We start from the raw sequence: 20,248 nt of genomic DNA, 5'->3' as shown, positions 1-20,248 counted from the left end.
GGCCCGCAGTCGCCTCGGTCAAGCCGCCACCCCACGCACCACGCTACGATGCGTCCATGACCCCGGCCATCAACCTGCTCAAGAAGCACGGCATCGCCCACAGCGTGCTGTCCTACCCCCACGATCCCGATGCCGCTTCCTACGGTGGCGAAGCCGTGCAGCAGCTCGGGCTGGACCCGGCGCAGGTGTTCAAGACCCTGCTGGCCAGCACCGAGAAGCACGACCTGCTGGTGGCGATCGTGCCGGTCAGCGGGACGCTCGACCTGAAGGCGCTGGCTGAGGCCGCGGGCTGCAAGAAGTGCGAGATGGCCGACGTGGAACAGGCGCAGCGCGCCACCGGCTACCTGGTCGGCGGCATCAGTCCGCTGGGACAGAAGAAGCGGCACCGCACCTTCCTGGATGCCAGCGCACAGGCGCTGCCGGCGGTGCACGTGAGTGCCGGGCGGCGCGGGCTGGAAGTGGCGCTGGCACCGGCCGACCTGCTGCAGCTCACCGGCGGTGCGTATGCGCCGATCGGTAAGTCGCGATGATCGGCAGCCTGTTCGAGCGCCTGTTCGGCACGCCCCTGCCGCCGCTGCAGGAAGGCCGCCCCGCCACCGCCCTGCTGCGGGCGCTGGGCAGTGGCGACTACGGCCTGCTGCGCACCGCAGCCGCCACCATCGCCCTCACCCGCGACGCGGCTTTGCTGGATGACCTGGCGTTGCAGTTGCCGTACGTGGAGGCGGCCCGCGCACGCTACAACACCGACCCGCAGTGGATCCGCGAGCACTACGCACTGGACTTCGTGCTGCGCAAGCTGCGCCACTGGCGTGACCACGACGGCTGCCTGTGCCAGCTGTATCCGCACTGGATGCATTACGAGCCCGGGCGCGAGATCGCCAGCGGCCATGTGGTGCCCATCGCCACCGGCGTCGCCGAAGGTGGCTGGGGCGGTACGCAGGACGCCACCTGCACCGTCTGCGGGCGCGGATGGCGCTGCACCGACCGCGAGTATCACGCGCCGTGGTGGGAGTGGAGTGCGCTGCCGCAAGGCTGATCCTGTCTACGGGGTAGAGCCACGCCATGCGTGGCTGCCGCAAGGCCGAACACGGCGCAGCCACGCATGGCGCAGCCACGCATGGCGTGGCTTTACCCGATCATGCGATCATGGCCGCCAGTTGGCGTTGCTCTCCCAGAACGCCACCGCGCGCTGGTACGCCTCGCGGTCCAGCGGCACGCCCGATCCGCCCTCGTCCACGCCCAACGCGTTGCGCATCATGGTGATCGGCGCCATCGGCACTTCGTCCGGCTCGGCGGTGTAGATGCAGCCGACGATGCCCCAGTCGGCGTCGATCGGCGAGCCTTCCTTGGCCAGCTGTTCGGCGCTGTAGAGGATCACCACCAGGTAGTTCGCGCGCGGCGATTCCACGCCTTCGAACCAGCGCACCAGCACCGGCAGTTCGTTGCGGTTGCGCGCTTCGTACGCGCTGTGCAGCTGGTGGCGGTTGGCGTCGGTGATCGGCACGGTCAGACAGCGCGTGCTGGTCCAGTTCTCGTACACGAACAGCTTGCAGAACGGCGCGTAGCCGTTGAGCACCTTGAACGGCGCGTGCGCATTGAGGTGCGCCTGGAACTGTTCGGCGGTGCAGTCCTGGATGGTGTTGCCGCGTGGGACGCGCGGGAACAGGCGGGGACGGGCGAAGTCGGTGAGGACGATGGACATGGGGCACGCAGCGGGAAAACAGGTGCACAGGGTAACCGCCCCGGCATTTGAAATCCGTTTCACATCGCCTGCCCAGACTGCGCCCACCCCTTGAAGGAGCGCGCACCATGACCCTGAATTTCCCACGCTGGCTGCTGGTACTTGCGGCCACACTGCCCCTGGCTGGCAACGCGTCGACGGCCCCCAACCCCACCCCTGCGCGCGTACTGCTGGTGGTCAGCGGTGAAGGACGTGACCAAGGCAAAACCCGCCCCGGGTTCGAGATGGACGAGTTCGCGCAGGCTTGGTTGATCCTCCGCCAGAACGGCTTCGAGATCGACGTGGCCAGCCCGGCCGGCGGCGCGGTGCAGGCCGACAAGTACAACCCCGCCGAGGCCTTCAATGCCGCACTGCTGGCCGATCCGCAGGCGGTGGCGAAGCTCGGCGCCACCCTGCCTACCGCCGCGCTGCAGCCGCAGGCGTACGCCGGCGTGCTGGTGATCGGCGGCAAGGGCGCGATGTTCGACCTGCCCGGCGATACCGCCCTGCAGCAGGTGATCGGTCGGATCTGGGACAACGGGGGAGTGGTCGGCGCGGTCTGCCACGGTCCGGCCGCGCTGGCCGAGGTGCGGCTCGGCGACGGCAGCCGGCTGGTGGACGGGCGGGCGATGACCGGGTTCACCGAAGAGGAAGAAGCGCTGTTCGGCAAGCGCTGGGCCGCCACGTTCGCCTTCCAGCTCGAACCGGCACTGCGTGCACGCGGCGCGCGCTGGCAGGAGGCCCCGTTGATGATGCCCAAGGTGGTGGTGGATGGACGCCTGGTGACCGGCCAGAACCCCTACTCCACGGCCGCGCTGGCCGATGCCTTCGTGCGTGCCAGCGGTCGCGTGCCGGTGGCGCGTACACCGTGGCGCGACGAGCGCAGCATGGCGCTGGTGGAGCGGCACCTGCGCGGCGACCCACGCGTGGCCACCGAGCTTGCGCAGCAGCGCGACACGCTGCATGTCGAGCTGATCGGCATCCTCGGCTACTACCAGCTGCAGGCCGCGCAAGACCCGGCCGCCATTGCCGATGCGTTGTCGATCATGCAGCTGGCCCGCCCGTACATGGACGAGGCGCAGCTGGATGTCGGTATCGCCGAAGCGCATTGGCGGCTGGGTCGTACCGACCAGGCACGCAGCCAGCTCCAGGCCGTGCTGGAAAAGCAGCCCACGCTGGAACAAGCTAAGGCCCTTCTTGCCCGCATGCAGCCCTGACCATGGATGCCGAGCGCCTGCGCCTGCTGTTGATCGAAGACAACCTGCCGCTGGCCTCGGCGATCATGCACATGCTGCAGGCGCAGGGCCACCAGGTAGACTTCGCCGCCGATGGCCGCACCGGCCTGCGCATGGCGCTGACCGCGCCACCGGACGTGCTGCTGCTCGACCTGGGCCTGCCCGGGCTGGACGGCATCGGCGTGTGCCAGCGGCTGCGGGCCGGCAGCGACCGCCACGTGCCGGTGCTGATGCTGACTGCACGCGACGCCCTGGATGACAAGCTGCAGGGCTTCGCCAGCGGCGCCGACGACTACCTGGTCAAACCCTTCGACGATGCCGAGCTGCTGGCCCGTTGCCTGGCGCTGGCGCGGCGGCACCATATCGGCCAGCCGCACCTGCTGCGGATCGGTCCGCTCAGCGTCGATCGTCGCGATGGGGCCGCATGGCGCGATGGCGTGGCGCTGCACCTGCAGCCGCAATCGCTGCCGCAACGCATCCTGCTGGCACTGGCCGATGCATGGCCGCGCACCGTGACCCGCAGTGAACTGATCCAGCGCCTTTGGGGCGATGAAGCACCGCCGTCGGATCCCCTGCGGTCGCACCTGTACCTGCTGCGGCAGGCCCTGGACCGCCCCTTCCAGGGCGAGATGCTGCGCACCGTCCACGGGGTTGGCTTCCGCCTGGAGGCAACGCCGTGAGGCGGCCGGTACGGCGGCTGCGCCGACACCTGGTACTGGCGTTCACTGCCTTCACCGTGCTGGTGGCGTCGGTGTTCGGGCTGTACGCGGTGGTCTTCATGTACGCGGTGGAAGACAGCGTGTTCGAGGCGCAACTGGCGCGCGAAGCTGCCGCGCAGTTGGCCAGCCATGCGGCCCGCGGCGATTGGCAGGCACCGGCCGATACCGGCATCGTGCTGTACCGCGATCCGGCGCGGTTCCCGGCCGACCTGAAGCCGGGCTTCGCGCAGGAGCCCTGGCGGTCGGAGTTCAGTGGCCGCGAGGGTCGGCACTACCACGTGCGCCAGCTGCAGCCGCCTGCACCGGCCGCGCCGGCCTGGCTGGTCGCCGAGGTCAGCCGGCAACTGGTGGTGCGCCCCATCCGCGACCGGGTGGTGATGGTGCTGGCCTGCACCGCCTTGGTGATGGTGCTGCTGGCGATCTGGCTGGGGGTATGGCTGGCGCGCCGTGGCACGCGCCCGCTGTATCGGCTGGTGCACCGGGTGGAAACCTTGCCGGTGCAGCCGCAGGGCGGCAGCGCGCTGGCGTCGGAGTTCGCCGATGACGAGATCGGCGTGCTGGCGCGCGCGTTGGATCGACTGTCGCAGCGCGTGTCCGCATTCGTGGCCCGCGAACACGCCTTTACCCGCGATGCCAGCCATGAACTGCGCACGCCGCTGGCGGTGATTTCCAGCGCGGCGGGCCAGCTGCTGGGCGAGACCGGGTTGTCGGAACGCGGGCGCCAGCATGTGCAGCACATCCGGCTGTCGGCGTTGCAGCTGCAGCAGGCTGTGGCCGCCCTGCTCGCCCTGGCGCGCGAGGACAGCGACACGCAGCCCGTCGCGCCGGTGAAGCTGGTGCCGCTGCTGGAGCGGATCATTGTCGAACAGGCGCCGTTGCTGGAGACGCGCGCGGTGGCGGTGGAACTGGCGCTGGCCGACGATGCCACCCTGCTGGCACCGGAAGCGCCGCTGCGCATGGTGCTGGCCAACCTGGTCGGCAATGCATTCGCCCATACCCAGCGCGGCCGCGTGCGCATTCACATGGAACACGGCGAGTTACAGGTGCTCAACAGTTCGGACGATGGTGCAACGTTGCAGCAATGGCCGCAGCCGCGCCCGTTCGACAAGGGTGAACACAGCCCGGGCAGCGGGCTTGGCCTGGAGATCATGCGCCGGCTGTGTGACCACCACGGGCTGCGCCTGCGGATCGAGCGTAGCGACACCGGCGTCTGCGCGGGCCTGCGCGGCGTGGCCCCATCGGTGGCCGGCTGACGTCGGTCCGGCGACCGTCCACGCCATCAGCCCAGGATCGCCTCCAGCGCCTGTTCCAACCTTGGGTGCTTGAACACGTAACCATCCTCCAACGCGCGCGCCGGCACCACGTTCTGCCCGGTGAGCAGCAGCCCGGCCATTTCCCCGAACGCCAGCTTCAGCGCGAAGGCGGGCGTGGTCAGCAGCGCAGGCCGGCCCAGCACCTTGGCCAGGGTGCGCGCGAATTCGGCATTGGTCACCGCCGCCGGTGCCGTGCCGTTGTAGGCGCCGCGGGCGGTGTCGTTGCTCAGCAGCCACAGGATCAGCCCGACCAGGTCGGCACGATGGATCCAGCTCATCCATTGGTCGCCATCGCCCATCGGACCGCCCAGCCCCAGCCGGAACGGCGGCAGCATCCGCGCCAGCGCGCCGCCGTCGCGATCGAGCACGATGCCGGTGCGCACCACGCAGGTGCGTATGCCCAGCGCGTCGGCCCTGAACGCCTCGGCCTCCCATTGCCGGCACAGCATCGCGGCGAAGTCATGGCCGGGCGAGGCGGCCTCGTCCAGCGGGGTGGCATCCCCCGGCCCGTAGTAGCCAATCGCCGAACCGGATACCAGCACCTGCGGCGGCGTCGGCAATGCCTGCATCCACGCCAGCAGCGCGCGCGTGGTGCCGATCCGCGAGGTGTGGAAGGCCTGCTTGCGAGCGTCGGTCCAACGGCCCTCGGTCAGCGGCTCGCCGGCCAGGTTCACCACCGCCTGCACCGGTCCCACATCGTCCAGCTGCCCCACGTACTGCACGCCCGGCGGCGGGGTGCGGCCGGGGGAGCGGGTCAGCACGCTGACCCGGTGCCCCCGTTCCAGCAGCTGCTCGCACAGGGGGCGACCGATGAAACCCGTGCCGCCGGTGATCAGGATGTCCATCTTCACTCCTCCCTCTCTGGACAGGCACTGTAATCGACATCGCGTGCAGGTCACGGCAGCACTCTTTTACATTCATCGCGATGAAGCGATATGATGGCCACACACCCGCTGCCGCCGCCGCCCATGACCGCCATCAGCTTCGAGTTCTACCCGCCCAAGACCGATGACCAGCGCGCCCAGCTTGATCGCACGGCGGCCAAGCTGAAAGCGTTCGCGCCGGAGTATGTGTCGTGTACGTTCGGGGCCGGCGGTTCGACCCTCAGCTACACCTCCGAAACCGTGCGCCATCTCAAGCAGCACCACGGGTTCGAGGCGGCGCCGCACCTGTCCTGCGTGGGCGGCAGCCGCGAGGAAATCCGCGAACTGCTCAAGCTGTACCGCGCCATCGGGTGCCGCCGCATCGTCGCCCTGCGCGGCGACCTGCCCTCGGGCATGGGCCACCCCGGCGACCTGCGCTATGCGTCGGACCTGATCAGCTTCATCCGCGCCGAGCACGGCGATGCGTTCCGCATCGAAGTGGGTGCCTACCCGGAGACGCATCCGCAGGCCAACGATGCGCTGCTGGACCTGAAGCACTTCAAGACCAAGATCGACGCCGGCGCCGATGCCGCGATCACCCAGTACTTCTTCAACGCCGATGCGTATTTCCATTTCGTCGATGCAGTGCGCGCGCTCGGGGTGACCGTGCCGATCGTGCCGGGCATCATGCCGATCTCCAACTTCAGCCAGCTGCGCCGCTTCTCCGAGCAGTGCGGCGCGGAGATCCCGCGCTGGATCGGCAAGAAGATGCAGGCCTACGGCGACGATGCCGAATCGGTGCGCGCATTCGGTGCGGAAGTGGTTGCCGGGCTGTGCGAACGGCTGGTGGCCGGCGGCGCGCCGGGGCTGCATTTCTACACCCTCAATCTGGCCAAGCCGACCACCCAGGTGTTGAAGCTGCTCAAGGGCTGACACCCGCGCAAATCGCTTGCAGATAACGCCGGCGCGGCTACTCTGCTGCGATGAAACTGCTTCTGCCGCTCCTGCTGTGCGCGCTGTGCCTGCCTGCCCCGGCATCGGCGCAGGCGCAGCGCGTGAACCGGTGTACCAACGCGCAGGGCCAGACCGTCTTCACCGACCGCCGCTGCGATGCGCTTGGCGCCACCGAGCGGATGCCGGCACGCACGCCCACCGTGGGCAACACCGGCATCTACCGCGCCGGGTGCGCGCGTCGGCTCAGCGAGTTGACCGGGCAGATCCGCGACGCGGTCAGCCAGCAGGACGTGAACCGGCTGTCGTCCATCTATCTGTGGAACAACGTCTCCAACGCCACTGCCAACCAGATCATCGGCCGGCTGGAATCGGTGGTGCAGCGGCCGCTGGTGGATATCGCGCCGGTGTATCCGGCCAGCGATGAGGAGCCGCGGCTGGCGACTGACGCCGCGCCGGTGCTGGGCAGCGATGGGCAGCCGCTGGCGGAGGTGGCGCCGCGCCGGCCGCGTCCGGTGGGGCTGCGGCTGGAGCAGACGCTGGGCAGCACGGCGACGCCGGCGCGCACGGTGTTCGGGCTGCGGCGGCAGTACGGGTGTTTTTGGATCACGCTGTAGCGCCGGACTCTGCCCGGCAGAGGGAATCGCCAGGCATGGCGGCCCGGTGGCATGAATTGCCGGGCAAAGCGGCCAGGCGGCATGAGTTGCCGGGCAGAGCCCGGCACTACGGATCAGGTGGGCCAGAGCGCGCGGATCGCGGCGATGCCTTGGGCTCCGTGGCGGCGGGCCTGTTCGATGTCGTCCGGGTGCAGGCCACCCAGCGCATACAGCGGCAGCGATACCTGCTCGCGCAGGGCTTCGAAGGCTTCCCAGCCCAGCGGCGTGCCGCCGGGATGGCTGGCGCTGGGCTGGACCGGGCCGAGCACGGCGAAGTCGCAACCCAGTCGTTGCGCGGCCTGCAGCTGCTCCAGGTCGTGGCAGGAGGCGGCCACCAGCTGGTCGGCCGGCAGCGGGCGGGCATCCAGCTGCAGCAGCTGTTCGCTGCCCAGGTGCACACCCACGCCCAGCCGCTGGGCCAGCGCGATGTCGCGGTTGAGCAGCCACTGCACGCGGCCACGGTGCGTCTGGATGGCCTGTTCGGCCAGCGCCACCCGCGCCGGGCTGGCGGGGGTGCGCAACTGGATCCGGCTGACCCCTGCGGCCAGTGCCTGGGCCAGGCGCTGGTGCCAGTCGTGGTGGGCCTGGGCGTGGTCGGCCTCGGGCTCGGGGGTGATCAGGTAGCGGTCGGGCTGGCGTAGCGCGGCCACCACCGGCAGGTCGGCCGGCGGCATCGAATAGCGCGACAACTTGTCCGGCGTGACCCAGGTGATGGCCTGGCCCTCACGCCCGCGGGGGCTGCCCTTCCAGCTGCTGATCCGGCGGACTTCCAGGCGCAGCCGCTTGTCGGGGTAGATCTGCGGCACGTCCATGATCCACTCGCCCACCTCCGCTTCGATCCCCAGTTCCTCGCGCAGTTCGCGCACCAGCGCCTGCTCGGAGCTTTCGCCGGGCTCGCGCTTGCCGCCGGGAAACTCCCAGAGGCCGCCCATGTCGCGGTCTTCGGTACGGCGGTTGAGCAGGATGCGGCCGCGGGCGTCGGTGATGACGCCGGCCACGACGTGGATCGATCGTTTGGGGGATGGCATGGGGGGAGCATGCCCAATAGCGCGGTGCTGGCGCAATCCCGAAAAAGCATCGGCCGGTGCCGGGCCGGGGTGCAGCCACGCATGGCGTGGCTCTACCCCCAGATAGCAGACGCCCCGCACTTGGCGGGGCGTCCTGGGGTCAGGTCAGCTGACCGTGGCAGTGCTTGTACTTCTTGCCACTGCCGCAGGGGCACGGATCGTTGCGGCCCACCTTGGGCTCGTCACGGCCCACCTGGGCCACGCCGTTCTGCGCCGCTTCCACCTGCGCAGCCTCTTCGTCGGCGCTGTAGCCGCCGGCATCCTGGTGCTGGAACTGCGACTGCATCAGGCGCGCCTGCGCCTGCTGGCGTTCGGCCTGCTCCAGCGCTTCCACTTCTTCTTCGCTGCGGATGCGCACACGCGCCAGCAGGGTCACCACTTCGCGCTTGACGTTCTCGAGCATTTCCGAGAACAGCTCGAAGGCTTCCTTCTTGTATTCCTGCTTGGGCTGCTTCTGCGCGTAACCGCGCAGGTAGATGCCCTGGCGCAGGTAATCCATGCGCGCCAGGTGCTCCTTCCAGCTCTGGTCGAGCACGGTCAGCATCACGTGCTTTTCAAGTGCGCGCATGGTGTCTTCGCCCACGCCGGTTTCCTTCTCGGCGAAGTGCGCGTCAATGCGCGCCTGGACCTTCTCCGCGATGGCCTCGGCATCCAGTTCTTCGTGCTGCTTGACCAGCCCCACCACGTCCATCTGCACGCCCAGGTCGGCGGCCAGGGTGGCTTCCAGGCCCGGCAGGTCCCACTGCTCATCGATCGAGTTCGGCGGCACGAAACGGGCCACGATGTCGTAGATCACGTCGCCACGGATGCCGTCCACGTTGTCCTTCACCGACTCGGCGTCCAGCAGCTCGTCGCGCTGGGCGTAGATCACCTTGCGCTGGTCGTTGTTGACGTCGTCGAAGTCGAGCAGGTTCTTGCGGATGTCGAAGTTGTGCGCTTCCACCTTGCGCTGCGCCTTTTCGATCTGGCGGCTGACCAGGCGGTCTTCGATGACGTCGTCTTCCTTCATGCCCATCATGCGCATCGCCTTCTGGACCCAGTCCGAGGCGAAGATGCGCATCAGGTTGTCTTCCAGCGACAGGTAGAAGCGGGACGAACCCGGGTCACCCTGGCGACCGGAACGGCCACGCAGCTGGTTGTCGATACGGCGCGATTCGTGGCGTTCGGTGCCCACGATGTGCAGGCCGCCGGCGGCCTTGACCGCGTCATGGCGCTTCTGCCACTCGGCCTTGACCTGGGCGCGCTGTTCGTCGGTAGCCTCTTCGCCCAGCTCGTGCAGCTGCGCTTCCAGCGACCCGCCGAGCACGATGTCGGTACCGCGACCGGCCATGTTGGTGGCGATGGTCACTGCACCGGGCATGCCGGCGTTGGCGATGATGGTCGCTTCGCGGTCATGCTGCTTGGCGTTGAGCACTTCGTGGTGCACGCCGGCCTTGCGCAGGTGCTCGGACAGCATCTCCGAGGTTTCGATCGACGTGGTACCCACCAGCACCGGCTGGCCGCGCTTGTTGCATTCCTGGATGTCGGCCAGCACGGCGTTGAATTTGCCGGTGCGGTTGAGGAACACCTGGTCCGACCCGTCCTTGCGGATGGTCGGGCGGTTGGTCGGGATCACCACCACTTCCAGGTTGTAGATGCTCTGGAATTCGTAGGCTTCCGTATCGGCCGTACCGGTCATGCCGGACAGCTTCTTGTACATGCGGAACAGGTTCTGGAAGGTGATGCTGGCCAGGGTCTGGTACTCGCGCTGGACCGGCACGCCTTCCTTCGCTTCCACCGCCTGGTGCAGGCCGTCGGACCAGCGACGGCCGGCCAGGGTGCGGCCGGTGAATTCGTCGACGATCACCACTTCACCGTCGCGCACGATGTAATCCACGTCGCGCTGGTAGATGGCATGCGCGCGCAGGGCGGCATTGAGGTGATGCACCACGGTCAGGTTCTGCGCGGCGTACAGGCCTTCGGTTTCGGCATTGAGGATGCCCGCTTCCACCAGCAGCGCCTCGGCGTGCTCCATGCCCGCTTCGGACAGGTGCACCTGCTTGCCCTTCTCGTCGACCCAGAAATCGCCTTCGCCGTCTTCGGCGTCCTGCTTGATCAGGCCCGGGACCACGCGGTTGACGCGGATGTACAGCTCCGGGGAATCGTCGGCCGGGCCGGAGATGATCAGCGGGGTACGCGCTTCGTCGATCAGGATCGAGTCGACTTCGTCGACGATGGCGTAGTGCAGGCCGCGCTGGTAGCGGTCCGCGCGCGACAGCGCCATGTTGTCGCGCAGGTAGTCGAAACCGAATTCGTTGTTGGTGCCGTAGGTGATGTCGCTGGCATAGGCCTCGCGCTTGTCGCCGTGCGGCATGCCCGGGTAGACCACGCCCACGCTCAGGCCCAGCCAGTTGTACAGCTTGCCCATCTGCGCCGAGTCGCGGCGGGCCAGGTAGTCGTTCACGGTGACCACGTGGACGCCCTTGCCTTCCAGGGCGTTCAGATACACCGGCAGCGTGGCGACCAGGGTCTTGCCTTCACCGGTGCGCATTTCAGCGATCTTGCCCAGGTGCAGCACCATGCCGCCGATCAGCTGGACGTCGTAGTGGCGCATGCCCAGCACGCGGCGGCTGGCTTCGCGGCAGACCGCGAACGCTTCCGGGAGCACCTTGTCCAGGGCTTCACCGTCAGCAATGCGCTGCTTGAACTCCGGGGTCTTGGCCTTGAGCTGCTCGTCGGAGAGCTTTTCGATTTCCGGCTCCAACGCATTGACCTTGGCGACGATGCGGTTGAGCTGGCGCAGCTGTCGTTCATTACGACTGCCGAAGACGCGGGTAAGCAGGCTGTTGATCATTGAAGGAACCGGTTGGAATGAGACGCCCCAACGGCCACGCCCTCCCCGGGGGATGCGTCGGCCGCAAACGAAACAGGGCGCACTGCGCCCTGTCTATGGCAATACCCATTGTAGCTTGGGTCGGGGGCCTGGCGTTTCAACCCCGTGGAGGTAGTGCCGGCCGCTGGCCGGATACCGCATTCGGCGACCCTGCAGGCGTGCCGGCCAGCGGCCGGCACTACCCGACGCGATCAGCCGCGCGAGACGCGCCCGACCGGGGTATTGCCGCCGTCACCGAGGAACTTGCGCGGGTTGACCACCTGGCCACGTTCCCACACCTCGAAGTGCACGTGGGCACCGGTGGAACGGCCGGTGGAGCCGGCCTTGGCCACTTCCTGGCCGGCCCGCACCAGGTCGCCCGGCTTCACCACCAGGCGCGAGTTGTGCGCGTAGCGGGTGACATAGCCGTTGCCGTGGTCCACGTCGACCACGTTGCCGTACCCGCCCTTCACGCCGGCGAAGCTGACCACGCCGTCGGCCACCGACATCACCGGGTCACCGACCTTGGCGTGGAAGTCCATGCCCTTGTGGGTGGCCGCACCGCGACCGAACGGATCGCTGCGGGTGCCGAAGTTGGAGGTGATATAGGTGTTGCGGATCGGCATGCGGCCGGGCACCGCGTTCTGTTCGAGCTGGTGGTCGAACATCAGCGACTCCATCACCGACAACTGGCGGCCTGAAGCAGCAAAGCGCTGCTCCAGCACCTGTAAGTCGGCGTTGACCGCGCTGACCGGGATGTCCTGGGTCGGGCCGGGCTCGCCTTCACCGAGGCCGGGGGTCTCGTTGAAGTCGAATTCGCCGTCTTCCAGCTTGCCCATCTGGGTCAGTCGTTCGCCCAGGGCGTTGAGACGGGTGGCCTGCGCCTGCAGTTCACCCATCCGCGCTGCCAGCGCGTTCACCTGGGTCTGGGCGTCCTTCTGGGCCTGCGCCAGCTCGCGTTCCTGCTGGGCGACCTTGGCGTGGAGCCGGGAATCATTGAACATGCTGCCGCCGATGCCGGCACCGAAGCCGATCAGGCAGCCAACCCCCAGCACGCTGCCCAGCAGGGCCCGGGGGGAATCTTCGAAGTAGAAACGCAAACGCGCCAGGGGCGTCTTGGCCTTTCCTTCACGCGTTTTGATTACGATCTTTTTGAATGCCATCAGTGAGTTTTCATGTCTGAGCCGAAATCCAGTGCGCGATCCCCATCCACGCCGAAGCCGGCGTTGGATGCGGTGATGGCGGACAAAGCCGGTAACCCGCTGCGCCGAGCCTTGTGGCTGGACGCACTGGACCGTCAATTGCGCCCCCATTTACCGCCTGCACTGGCCACCCGTTGCCGGCTGGCGAATGTAAGCGGCGAGCACCTCGTTTTTCTCGTCGACTCCCCTGTGTGGCACGCCAAGCTGAGGCTTGCCGAAGCACAGTTGATCGACGCGGCCCGGTCCATCGGGCTGAAGGTCACCAAGGTGACCGTCAAAACTGCGGCTGCCCCTCCTCCACGCTCCCCAGCGATCGACAACCGGAATGGCCCCCACGCAGTTTCAGCCGCCACGCACAAAGGGCTACGCGACGCGTTGGCCTGCCTGAAGGACATGGATTTCACCAAGTCCTGAAGGCATCGGGGCATCCGTCCCCTTCCCCGACGCGTCACGAGCACGTGAACTTGTCAGGGAACCGGCCAGCATCGTAGCCGCGGAACGCCGCCCAGTCGTTAGTCTTTTATTAAAATTGCGTTAAATTCAGCAAGAACCTCGATCAGGTTCACAATTCCGTGACCTGTGCACGTCCACGGTTCATTGACGTCAAGATCACCCCGCCTATACCCCGAAAACGCGAAACGGCGCCCAAGGCGCCGTTCGTTTTCCAATAAAATCAATGCGATATCCCGCCGGGTGGTAGAGCCGCCCCATGGGTGGCTACTTCGGCCGGGTGGCGACCTCAGGCGTACGCCGGCGCCCCATAAACCACCGGCGCCGTAGCAGCAGCGGCGTCATAGCTCACCCACTCCCACGCCGTAGCGTCGGCCATCAGCGCGCGCACCAGCTTGTTGTTGAGCGCATGCCCGGACTTGAAGCCTTCATAGGCGCCCAGCACCTGGCCGCCGGCCAGATACAGGTCGCCGATGGCGTCGAGGATCTTGTGGCGCACGAACTCGTCGGCGTAGCGCAGGCCGTCGTCGTTGAGCACGCGGAATTCGTCGAGCACGATGGCGTTGTCCATCGAGCCGCCCAGCCCCAGGTTGCGCTCGCGCATGTACTCCAGGTCACGCATGAACCCGAAGGTGCGCGCGCGGGAGATTTCCTTGGTGTAGGCGGCCGTGGAGAACTCGATCTCGGCGCGCGACTGCTTGGCCGGGATCATCGGGTGATCGAACTGGATGGTGAAACCGAGCTTGTAGCCCTCGTAGGGCTCGAAGCGGGCGACCTTGTCGCCTTCGGTCACTTCCACCGTCTTGAGAATGCGGATGAAGCGCTTGGGGGCGTCCTGCTCGGCGATGCCCGCCGATTGCAGCAGGAACACGAACGGCCCGGAGGACCCGTCCATGATCGGCAGTTCGGCCGAGGACAGCTCCACGATGATGTTGTCCACGCCCAGGCCGGCCAGGGCCGACATCAGGTGTTCGACGGTCTGGATCTTGGCCTCGTGGTAGGTCAGCCCGGTGCACAGGGTGACTTCGGTGACCAGGTCCGCGCGCGCGGGCACTTCCACCACCGGCTCCAGATCGACCCGACGGAACACGATGCCATGGTTGACCGGGGCCGGGCGCAGGGTCATGTAGACCTTGTCACCGCTGTGCAGGCCAACGCCGGTGGCGCGGATCGTGTTCTTGAGGGTGCGTTGCGGAATCATGGGGAGCAGGACCGGGAGAGCGCGCAGTCAGCGCGGCGGTGACAAACAAGAATAACACGCAGTACCACCACCCCTTTCTGAATCGAAAGACGGGCGGCAGACTGCCGGGCCACTCCGGGCCCGGCAGCAAGGGACATGGAGGCGCTTACCGGGGAGGACAAGACCCCGGCATGCAATCCTCAGTCCGCCTGGCGGCGCAGGAACGCCGGGATGTCCAGGTAATCGTTGGGCAGTTCAGCAGCCGCCGGGCCGGACGACGACGGGGCCGACGACGCCGGGGTATCGGCGCTCGGACGACGCAGGCCCATGCCCATGCCCATCCCGCCGACGGCCTTGGAGACCGCATCGCCGCCGGTGTCGAACTCGCCGAACTCCGGCTGGCCGGTGGTGGCGTTGCGGACCAGCTTGATCGGCGCGCGCTCGCCCGGACGCTGGGTCTTGGAGGCCACGACGCGGTTCAGGCCGGTGGCCACCACAGTCACGCGGACTTCGTCCTGCATGTCCGGATCCAGCACGGTACCGACCACCACGGTGGCATCTTCGGACGCGAAGCCATCGATGGTGCGGCCGATCTCGTCGAACTCGGCCATGGTGAAGTCGGCGCCGGCGGTGATGTTGACCAGGATGCCGTTGGCACCGGCCAGGTTCACATCGTCCAGCAGCGGGTTCTGGATGGCCGCTTCGGCCGCAGCCTGGGCGCGGTCATCGCCGCGGGCGGTGCCGGTGCCCATCATCGCCAGGCCCATTTCGGACATGACGGTGCGCACGTCGGCGAAGTCGACGTTGATCAGCCCCGGACGCACGATCAGGTCGGCGATGCCCTGCACGGCGCCCTGGAGGACGTCGTTGGCGGCACGGAAGGCCTGGATCATGGTGGCGTTGCGGCCCAGCACGGTGATCAGCTTTTCGTTCGGGATGGTGATCAGCGAGTCGCAATGCTGGCTCAGCTCCTCGATGCCCTTCAGCGCCACCTGCATGCGGCGACGGCCTTCGAACGGGAACGGCTTGGTGACCACGGCGACGGTCAGGATGCCCATCTCCTTGGCCAGCTGTGCCACCACCGGTGCGGCGCCGGTGCCGGTGCCGCCGCCCATGCCGGCGGTGATGAACACCATGTCCGCGCCCTGCAGCGCGTCCATGATGCGCTCACGATCTTCCAGCGCGGCCTGGCGGCCGACTTCCGGGTTCGCGCCTGCGCCCAGGCCCTTGGTGACGTTGGTACCCAGCTGCAGCTGCAGCTTGGCACCGCAATTCTTGATGGCCTGCGAGTCGGTGTTGGCGGTGATGAACTCCACGCCGTCCACACTGGTGCTGACCATGTGCGCCACGGCGTTACCGCCGCCGCCGCCCACGCCGATCACCTTGATCACCGCATTGGGTGCCATCTTTTCAATCAGTTCGAAATGCGCCATGTCCGTGTCCTCGTTGTATCCGCTTTCGGTGGCATGGGCGGTCAGGCCTCCTGCCTTTCGCGCGTCATGTTGCCGTTGCGGCTGTGTGGGTTGTGTGTTGCCGGTGGTGCGGTGTTGCGGTGGTGCGTTGCGTTGCAGTGGTGCCGGGGGTGGTGGTGGTGCAGGTGATGCAGCCGACCAACGGTCGGCTCTACCGCGGGCCGCGTCAGAATTCGCCGCGGAACCAGGTCTTGAGCTTTTTGAACATGCTGCCCGCGCGGCCGGTGGGCAGCGACGGACGGCGCGGGTGTTCGATCTGGCTGCCCATCAGCAGCAGGCCAACGCCGGTGGCGTGCACCGGGTTGCCGACCACTTCGCCCAGGCCGGTGACGTGCTGCGGAATGCCCACGCGTACCGGCATCTGCAGCATTTCCTCGGCCAGTTCGACCACGCCTTCCATCTTCGAGGCACCGCCGGTGAGCACCATGCCGGCGCGCACCAGTTCCTCGAAACCGGAGCGACGCAGTTCGGCCTGCACCATCTCGAAAATTTCTTCGTAACGGCCCTGCACTGCCTGGGCCAGCGCATGGCGCGGCATCCGGCGCGGCGGACGATCGCCGACGCTGGGTACCTGGATGCTCTCCTCGGCGGTGGCCAGCTGGGCCAGCGCGCAGGCGTAACGCACCTTGATCTGCTCCGCTTCCGGGGTCGGCGTGCGCAGCATGTGCGCGATGTCGTTGGTGACGTGGTCACCGGCGATCGGCAGCGAGGCGGTGTGGCAGATCGCGCCCTGCACGAATACGGCCAGGTCGGTGGTGCCGGCGCCCATGTCGACCAGCACCACGCCCAGCTCGCGCTCGTCGGCGGTCAGCACGGCCACGCTGGAGGCCAGCGAGGACAGCACCAGGTCGTCCACCTGCAGGCCGCAGCGCTGCACGCACTTGCTGATGTTGGCCGCGGCCGACTGTGCGCACACCACCAGGTGCGCATGCACCTCCAGGCGCACGCCGGTCATGCCGACCGGGTTGCGGATGCCTTCCTGCGAATCGTCCAGCACGTACTCGCGCGGGATCGCATGCAGGATCTTCTGGTCGGCCGGGATCGCCACCGCCTTGGCCGCGTCGAGTACCCGGTCCAGGTCACCCCAGGTCACTTCACCGTCGCGGATCGGCACGATGCCGGGGGAGTTCTTGCACTGCACGTGGTTGCCCGAGATAGAGGCATACACCGAGCGGATCTCGCAGCCGGCCATCAGCTCGGCCTCTTCCACCGCGCGCTGGATGGACTGCACCGTGGATTCGATGTCCACCACCACGCCGCGCTTGAGCCCGCGCGATTCGTGCGAGCCGATGCCGATGACCTCGATCGGATTGCCCGGCGAATATTCGCCGACCAGCGCCACCACCTTGGAGGTGCCGATATCCAGGCCAACGATCAGTGATTTGTCACCCTTGCGATTCATGTCCTGTCCTGCGCCGGCTTTGGCGCGGTTGCGGCCGGGGTACCCCAGCTCAGCGTGAAACCATTGGTATATCGGAGGTCGGCGCGTTCGATCGGCGCCGCCTGGTTGCTCAGCTGCGGCAGCACGCGCACGAAACGCTGCAGGCGCGAACGTGCGTCATCGCGGCCCACCACCACTTCGGTGCCATTGCTGAGCAGCAGCGACCAGCTGCCACGTGCGTCCATGCTGACCCGCTTGACGTCCACCCCGGCCGGCGCGAACAGCGCCCGGGCATCGTTGTAGAGCGCCACCACTTCCTCGGTCTGGCTGTCCGGGCCATCCAGGTCGGGCAGTGCCAGGTCCTGCAGCTTCTTGGGCGTGGCAAACAGCTTGCCCTGCTCGGACAGCAGGCGGTCGTTGCCCCAGCGCGCGAACGGCTTGTGCTCGACCAAGCGGATCTCCAGCACGTCGGGCCACTGCTTGCGCACCTGCGCGCTTTCCACCCACGGCAGCTGCTCAATGGCGTCCTGCGCATCCTGCAGCTTGACCGCGAAGAACCCGGCCTTGGCGTACGGCAGCACCACCTGCTGCAGCTGTTCGGCCGGCACCCGCTTGAACTCGGCGTGCACGCGCAGCTTGGCCAACGGCCAGCGTTCGGCACCGACCCAGCCGTTGAGCACGGCCACCACGGGCAGCGCTACGACCGACAGGGCCAGCAACCAGACGAAGATGCGCAGCACCGCGTTCATGCGTGGGCACGCTCCCTGTCCAGATCCTGCAGGTTGGCTGGCAGGGTCTGTTCCAGCACACGCCAGACCAGCTCCTCGAAGCCGATACCGGCCTGCGCGGCGGCCTTGGGCACCAGCGAATGGCTGGTCATGCCCGGCGCGGTGTTCACTTCCAGCAGGTAGAAGCGGCCACTGTCGCGGTCGCGCATGACGTCCACCCGACCCCAGCCGTGGCAGCCGGCGGCCTGGAAGGCAGCCAGCGCGATGCGGCGGATCTCGGCCTCGTCATCGCCCTCCAGGCCGGGGCACAGGTATTGGGTGTCCTCGGCGATGTACTTGGCGTTGTAGTCGTACCACTGGCCCTTGGGCACGATGCGGATCGACGGCAGCGCCTGGTCGCCCAGGATCGCCACGGTGAGCTCGTCGCCCACCACCATCTGTTCCATCAGCAGCTGGCCGTCGTAGCGCGCGGCCAGGGCCACGGCGTCGTCCAGGCCGGCGTCATCGCTGACCCGGCTGATGCCCACGCTGGAGCCTTCGTTGGCCGGCTTGACCACCACCGGCAGGCCCAGCTCGGCGGCGGCGGCGTGCACTTCCACGCCCTCCACCAGTTTGACGTAGCGCGGCGTGGGCAGGCCCAGCGACAGCCACACCTGCTTGGTGCGGATCTTGTCCATGCTCAGCGCAGAGCCGAGCACCTTGGAGCCGGTGTACGGCACGCCGAAGGCGTCCATCAGCCCCTGCACGATGCCGTCCTCACCGCCGCCGTTATGACCGTGCAGGATGTTGAACACGCGGTCGAAACGCTTTTCGACCAGCGCCAGCGCCAGCGCCGGGATGCCATCCACGGCCACCGCGTCGACGCCGCGCGCGCGCAGCGCGGCGATCACGTTGCGGCCCGAATCCAGCGACACCTCGCGTTCGCTGGAGGTGCCGCCCAGCAGCACCGCGACGCGGCCGAACACGGCTGGGTCGGTGACGCGCAGCGACGGGAAGAAGATCGGGTTCATGCTGCCGGGGTCTCCGTGAAGCCTTCGGTTGCGATCAGCTGGGCAACGTGGCCGATATCGCCGGCGCCCATCAGCAACAGCAGGTCGCCGTCCTGCAGCACGTCGGGCAGCACGTGCGACAGTTCGGCGGTATGACCCACCACGACCGGCTCGCTGCGGCCGCGCGCACGGATGGCGCGCGCCAGCGAACGCGAGTCGGCCCCCGGAATCGGCGCTTCGCCGGCCGGGTAGACCTCGCTCAGTACCAGCGCATCCACTTCGGACAGCACCGCGGCGAAGGCATCGAACTGGTCGCGGGTGCGGCTGTAGCGGTGCGGCTGGAAGGCCACCACCAGACGCTGGTCCGGCCAGCCGCCACGGGCAGCCGCGAACACCGCGGCCAGCTCGCGCGGGTGGTGACCGTAGTCGTCGATCAGGCGTACCCGCGCACCGGTGTGGGTGGTGATGATGCCAAGATCGTTGAAGCGGCGGCCGATGCCGGCAAAGCTCTCCAGCGCGCGGGCGATGGCCTCCGGGGCGACGCCCAGCTGCCAGCCCACGGCGGCGGCGGCCAGCGCGTTGAGCACGTTGTGCGCACCCGGCAGGGCCAGCGTGACCGGGTAGCTACTGCCTTCCGGCAGGCGCAGGGTGAAGCGCATGCGCGGGCCGTCCTGGACCACGTCCTCGGCGCGCACGTCGGCATTGCTGCTCATGCCGTAGCTCATCACGTGACGCGGGGTCTGCGCGGCCAGCGCCGCCACTTCCGGGTCATCGATGCACAGCACGGCCAGGCCGTAGAACGGCAGGCGCTGCAGGAATTCGGCGAAGGCGGCCTGGACCCGGGCGAAATCGTTGCCGTAGTTTTCCAGGTGGTCCGAATCGATGTTGGTGATCACCGAGACCAGCGGGTTCAGGCGCAGGAAGCTGCCATCACTTTCGTCGGCTTCGGCCACCAGCCACTGCCCGCTGCCGAGCTTGGCGTTGGCACCGGCGGCCAGCAGCTGGCCGCCGATCACGAAGGTCGGGTCCAGCCCGCCTTCGCTCAGCACCGCTGCGGTCAGGCTGGTGGTGGTGGTCTTGCCGTGCGTGCCGGCCACGGCGATGCCGCGTCGGAAGCGCATCAGCTCGGCCAGCATCGCCGCGCGCGGCATGATCGGAATGCGCTGGCTGCGCGCTTCCATCAGCTCGGGGTTGTCGTCGCGGATCGCGCTGGACACCACCACGCAATCGGTGCCCAGCACGTTGGCGGCCGAATGGCCGCGCATCACGCGCGCGCCCAGGCTGGCCAGGCGGCGGGTGGCGGTGTTGTCGGCGTTGTCCGAGCCGGACACTTCATAGCCCAGGGTCAGCATCACTTCGGCGATGCCACTCATGCCGGTGCCGCCGATGCCGACGAAGTGCACGCGCGGGAACGCGCGCACCAGGTCGTTGGTATCGTGCAGGCGGCGGATCATGCGCGGCCCCGCGTCGG

At 67.9% G+C, this 20,248-nt stretch carries 18 protein-coding genes and 1 pseudogene; 8 read left to right on the top strand and 11 right to left on the bottom strand.

Going from position 1 to position 20,248, the window contains the following annotated elements:
• Positions 1-56 precede the first annotated feature (56 nt).
• Positions 57-530 carry a Cys-tRNA(Pro) deacylase gene (gene ybaK / locus GQ674_RS01895; RefSeq protein WP_159495778.1) on the top strand — a complete coding sequence of 158 codons (474 nt, stop codon included), beginning with the start codon at positions 57-59 and terminating at the stop codon, positions 528-530.
• A complete protein-coding gene (locus tag GQ674_RS01890; protein WP_159495777.1) occupies positions 527-1,036 on the top strand; it encodes a hypothetical protein in 510 nt (169 codons plus the stop codon). The genes ybaK and GQ674_RS01890 overlap by 4 nt, the downstream gene beginning before the upstream one ends.
• Before the next feature lie 108 nt (positions 1,037-1,144).
• On the opposite strand, the gene GQ674_RS01885 is transcribed toward GQ674_RS01890, so the two are convergent.
• Complete coding sequence (locus tag GQ674_RS01885; protein ID WP_159495776.1) at positions 1,145-1,702, bottom strand: DUF3228 family protein; 558 nt, start codon at positions 1,700-1,702, stop codon at positions 1,145-1,147.
• A 107-nt stretch (positions 1,703-1,809) separates the two neighbouring features.
• On the opposite strand from GQ674_RS01885, the gene GQ674_RS01880 reads away from it, so the two are divergent.
• The 3 genes from GQ674_RS01880 to GQ674_RS01870 are packed head-to-tail and all read left to right on the top strand — an operon-like array spanning position 1,810 to position 4,927.
• Entirely contained in the window at positions 1,810-2,937 is a 1,128-nt protein-coding gene (locus GQ674_RS01880) for a DJ-1/PfpI family protein (RefSeq protein WP_159495775.1), read from the top strand.
• 2 nt (positions 2,938-2,939) lie between these two features.
• Positions 2,940-3,635 (top strand): response regulator transcription factor, encoded by a 696-nt coding sequence (locus tag GQ674_RS01875; RefSeq protein ID WP_159495774.1) that lies wholly within the window; start codon positions 2,940-2,942, stop codon positions 3,633-3,635.
• Positions 3,632-4,927: a HAMP domain-containing sensor histidine kinase gene (locus GQ674_RS01870; RefSeq protein WP_159495773.1), complete on the top strand. Its 1,296-nt coding sequence runs from the start codon at positions 3,632-3,634 to the stop codon at positions 4,925-4,927. Before GQ674_RS01875 ends, GQ674_RS01870 begins: the two co-directional genes overlap by 4 nt.
• Positions 4,928-4,953: 26 nt before the next feature.
• Here GQ674_RS01870 and GQ674_RS01865 read toward each other — a convergent pair whose 3' ends face one another.
• Positions 4,954-5,832, bottom strand: a complete 879-nt coding sequence (locus tag GQ674_RS01865; protein WP_159495772.1) for a TIGR01777 family oxidoreductase — start codon at positions 5,830-5,832, stop codon at positions 4,954-4,956.
• A 123-nt stretch (positions 5,833-5,955) separates the two neighbouring features.
• On the opposite strand from GQ674_RS01865, the gene metF reads away from it, so the two are divergent.
• Positions 5,956-6,783 carry a methylenetetrahydrofolate reductase [NAD(P)H] gene (metF, locus tag GQ674_RS01860; RefSeq protein WP_038692495.1) on the top strand — a complete coding sequence of 276 codons (828 nt, stop codon included), beginning with the start codon at positions 5,956-5,958 and terminating at the stop codon, positions 6,781-6,783.
• Positions 6,784-6,833: 50 nt separating this feature from the next.
• Entirely contained in the window at positions 6,834-7,418 is a 585-nt protein-coding gene (locus tag GQ674_RS01855; RefSeq protein ID WP_159495771.1) for a DUF4124 domain-containing protein, read from the top strand.
• A gap of 113 nt (positions 7,419-7,531) precedes the next feature.
• Here the strand turns inward: GQ674_RS01855 and GQ674_RS01850 are convergent, their stop codons facing one another.
• The 3 genes from GQ674_RS01850 to GQ674_RS01840 form a co-directional block, all read right to left on the bottom strand.
• Positions 7,532-8,485 carry a Nudix family hydrolase gene (locus GQ674_RS01850; protein WP_159495770.1) on the bottom strand — a complete coding sequence of 318 codons (954 nt, stop codon included), beginning with the start codon at positions 8,483-8,485 and terminating at the stop codon, positions 7,532-7,534.
• A gap of 139 nt (positions 8,486-8,624) precedes the next feature.
• Positions 8,625-11,357 (bottom strand): preprotein translocase subunit SecA, encoded by a 2,733-nt coding sequence (gene secA / locus GQ674_RS01845; RefSeq protein ID WP_159495769.1) that lies wholly within the window; start codon positions 11,355-11,357, stop codon positions 8,625-8,627.
• A gap of 230 nt (positions 11,358-11,587) precedes the next feature.
• Complete coding sequence (locus tag GQ674_RS01840; RefSeq protein WP_038690496.1) at positions 11,588-12,538, bottom strand: M23 family metallopeptidase; 951 nt, start codon at positions 12,536-12,538, stop codon at positions 11,588-11,590.
• 12 nt (positions 12,539-12,550) lie between these two features.
• Here GQ674_RS01840 and GQ674_RS01835 point away from each other — a divergent pair, with 12 nt between their 5' ends.
• Positions 12,551-12,991, top strand: coding sequence for a DUF721 domain-containing protein (locus tag GQ674_RS01835; RefSeq protein ID WP_159495768.1), 441 nt, complete (start codon positions 12,551-12,553; stop codon positions 12,989-12,991).
• Positions 12,992-13,316: 325 nt separating this feature from the next.
• Here GQ674_RS01835 and lpxC read toward each other — a convergent pair whose 3' ends face one another.
• From lpxC to murC, 6 genes and pseudogenes are all read right to left on the bottom strand, one after another.
• Positions 13,317-14,228, bottom strand: coding sequence for a UDP-3-O-acyl-N-acetylglucosamine deacetylase (lpxC, locus tag GQ674_RS01830; protein ID WP_128097505.1), 912 nt, complete (start codon positions 14,226-14,228; stop codon positions 13,317-13,319).
• Between the two features lie 179 nt (positions 14,229-14,407).
• The gene (gene ftsZ, locus GQ674_RS01825) at positions 14,408-15,640 is read right to left on the bottom strand and encodes a cell division protein FtsZ (RefSeq protein WP_038690500.1); all 1,233 of its coding nucleotides are present in this window, start codon (positions 15,638-15,640) and stop codon (positions 14,408-14,410) included.
• Between the two features lie 205 nt (positions 15,641-15,845).
• A complete protein-coding gene (gene ftsA, locus GQ674_RS01820) occupies positions 15,846-17,081 on the bottom strand; it encodes a cell division protein FtsA (protein ID WP_017355446.1) in 1,236 nt (411 codons plus the stop codon).
• Positions 17,082-17,134: 53 nt separating this feature from the next.
• A pseudogene (locus GQ674_RS01815) lies at positions 17,135-17,809 on the bottom strand (cell division protein FtsQ/DivIB); the annotation flags it as partial.
• Positions 17,806-18,798, bottom strand: a complete 993-nt coding sequence (locus GQ674_RS01810) for a D-alanine--D-alanine ligase (RefSeq protein ID WP_159495766.1) — start codon at positions 18,796-18,798, stop codon at positions 17,806-17,808. The gene GQ674_RS01810 and the pseudogene GQ674_RS01815, both read right to left, overlap by 4 nt.
• Positions 18,795-20,231: a UDP-N-acetylmuramate--L-alanine ligase gene (murC, locus tag GQ674_RS01805; protein WP_159495765.1), complete on the bottom strand. Its 1,437-nt coding sequence runs from the start codon at positions 20,229-20,231 to the stop codon at positions 18,795-18,797. Before murC ends, GQ674_RS01810 begins: the two co-directional genes overlap by 4 nt.
• Between the last annotated feature and the right edge of the window lie 17 nt (positions 20,232-20,248).

The sequence above is a fragment of the Stenotrophomonas sp. 364 genome, assembly GCF_009832905.1.
GTDB lineage: Bacteria > Pseudomonadota > Gammaproteobacteria > Xanthomonadales > Xanthomonadaceae > Stenotrophomonas > Stenotrophomonas maltophilia_AP.
This window is presented reverse-complemented; position numbering and strand designations above follow the sequence as displayed.